The sequence below is a fragment of the Brachyspira sp. genome (assembly GCF_050873525.1).
Taxonomy (GTDB): Bacteria; Spirochaetota; Brachyspiria; order Brachyspirales; family Brachyspiraceae; genus Brachyspira.
The window spans coordinates 1-2,504 of sequence record NZ_JBNMIZ010000293.1; the positions used below are offsets into that span (position 1 = coordinate 1).

At 34.5% G+C, this 2,504-nt stretch carries 2 protein-coding genes; both read right to left on the minus strand.

Annotated features, from left to right (window positions below; all coding sequences use genetic code 11):
• Positions 1-81: 81 nt before the first annotated feature.
• A complete protein-coding gene (locus ACR0QS_RS12695; RefSeq protein ID WP_432633820.1) occupies positions 82-1,500 on the minus strand; it encodes an ABC transporter permease subunit in 1,419 nt (472 codons plus the stop codon).
• Positions 1,501-2,502, minus strand: a complete 1,002-nt coding sequence (locus ACR0QS_RS12700) for an ABC transporter permease (RefSeq protein ID WP_432633821.1) — start codon at positions 2,500-2,502, stop codon at positions 1,501-1,503.
• Positions 2,503-2,504 lie beyond the last annotated feature (2 nt).

Genomic DNA, 2,504 nt, shown 5'->3' on the forward strand with positions numbered 1-2,504 from the left:
ATTCTTAATAAAAAATAAATTATCTTATTAAATTACTAAATTAAGTTTAGATAATTTTAAATTAAATTAAAAATTAGAATTTTATCTATTTCTTAATTTTGGATGAAGTATTTTATCTAAAGCGAAACCTAAAAACGCGAACGACATTCCTAAAATCGCTATTAAAATTCCCGGCGGTATTATCCACCACCAAAGCCCCGAAAGAACCGCCGAACCTTTCATCGCATCATGCAAAATCTGTCCCCAAGTTACTATCGTAGCGTCACCAAATCCTAACAGCGATAAAGACGATTCGTAAACTATAGCCGAAGGAACGGCTAAAGCCATAGACGCAAAAGAAAAAGGCAAAAGCAGAGGAGTCAAATGATTGAATATTATTCTTAAATGTCCCGCTCCGATTGTTCTTGCGGCTTCAATATAAGTTTCTTCTTTTAATTGCATTGCCATAGAGCGAACCGTCATAACCGAACCCGTCCAAGAAAATAATATCATCATAGCAATCATTGTCCAAATACTCGGTTTGAATATCGCGCTCATTACTATCATAACGGGCAAAACGGGAATTCCTATAAATATTTGATATATAAATTGCATAAATCCGTCAACAAATCCTCCGAAATATGCAGAAATTATTCCATACATAACGCCTATTATTACGGCAATAAAACTTGTCGCTATTCCTATAAATAAAGCCCATTTCAAACCCGATATAAGCCCAGAAAAAATATCTCTTTTCATGTTGTCCGTTCCCATTAAGCCCGACATCGAGCCGACTAAAACCATATAAGGATTTTCGATTTCGCCGTTGGTTTCGGAAAATTCTCCCGTTATTTCAAACTTGTAAATTCCTTTTAAGGCTAAAAAATCTTTTGCCATATCGTCTCTTTTCGTATTAAATAATATTTCAATCGGATTCGTAATTAAAGATTCCGCCTGCCTTGAAAAAATCGCTGGAACGGATTCTCTATAGAATCTGAGAATTCTATTTTTTGAATCGTTAAAGGCAGATATTCTCAAATTTCCCGTAGAATTGTATAAACCGTCATAAAGAATTATACTCTCTCCGTCTGGGCGAACGACTTTCCAAATTAGTCCCGTATTTCCTCTAATATTCAAATGAAAAATCAAATCGACTGGAGATTTATCATAATTATAATCGTATTCGAATAAAATTTTGTAATTTAATCTTCCGTCAATATAATTCGTTTCAAAACTTATTTCTTCTATATGCGAAGTAATAGACGCTTTTTCTTTTTGAAAAAAATTGAGCCACACTGGAGGAGCGGATACTGGATTATCCTGCCAATAATTAATATCTCTCCATCTTTTCGGCGCTTCTTTATAAGTTAAAATCAAAGGCTCTAATAAAGATATCAAAATCGCAATTATTAGTATTGATAATCCTATCATTCCCGTTTTATCTTTTTTGAATTCGTTAAAAAAATCTTTGATTAAATTTTGTTTTTGAGGATTAATAGAATTTGTTTTTTTATTTTCCATTTATAATTTTCCTCCGACTTTTATTCTCGGGTCCAAAAATCCGTAAGAAATATCGAGTATGACGAGTCCAAGTTGATATAGCGCCGTTGTTATCGCCAAATTTCCCATTAACACGGGAATATCGTTTTGCTGAACTGAAATCCAATACAAATTGCCAAGCCCTGGCCATGAAAAAATTCCTTCGAATATTATAGAACCCGCTATTGAACCCAAAAGCCCGAGCAAAGTAATCGTCACTATCGGAGGAGCGGCGCTTCTTAAAGTATGTCCGAATAGAATAGATTTTTCGGTTAATCCTCTCGCTCTCGCCACCATTATATAATCTTCTTGAAGAATATTTAAAACTATATTTCTAACGACAAATGAAATTCCCCAAAAACCTATCAATACCAAAGTTAGAAGAGGCAAAGCCATATGCCATAACATATCCAAAAAATACATTATGCCTTCTGGAGTCGGAACGGAATGAACGCCGCCCGATGGAAATAAATTTAGTTTATAAACGAAAGCCATTATAAGAATCATTGAAAGCCACCAAGTAGGCATGCCGTAAACTATCATAGTAAAAACGCTCGTTGTTCTGTCAAAAGGACTTCCAGCTTTTCTTGCCTTTATCAAACCGACAGCCAAACCTATTATTATTTGAATTATTGACGCCGTTGTGAATAATATTATCGAACGAGGCAAAGCTTCTCCTATTATTTTTATGACGGCTCTGTCGCCGTTTGAATCCATCATAATACTCGATTTGCCGAACTGAAAAGTTATCGTATTAATAGCCCTTAAAAATATTCTCTCGCCCTTGCTTCTGTTTAGCCAATAAATATCGTAATAATAGCTTCTTCGCTCTTTGATAAAATTATCGACATCTTCCGAACGCATACCGCTCAAACCTCTAACTTCCGCGTTAATATTTTCTTCAATCTGCGCTTTTAGAGTTTTTTCGCTTACGGTATTGAATATTGCCGAAGACATAAACATGAGTATTATAAACATTATAATAC

Excerpts from the sequence above, each read along its gene's own strand:
- ACR0QS_RS12695 (WP_432633820.1), bottom strand. The coding sequence starts at position 1,500 with ATGGAAAATAAAAAAACAAATTCTATTAATCCTCAAAAACAAAATTTA.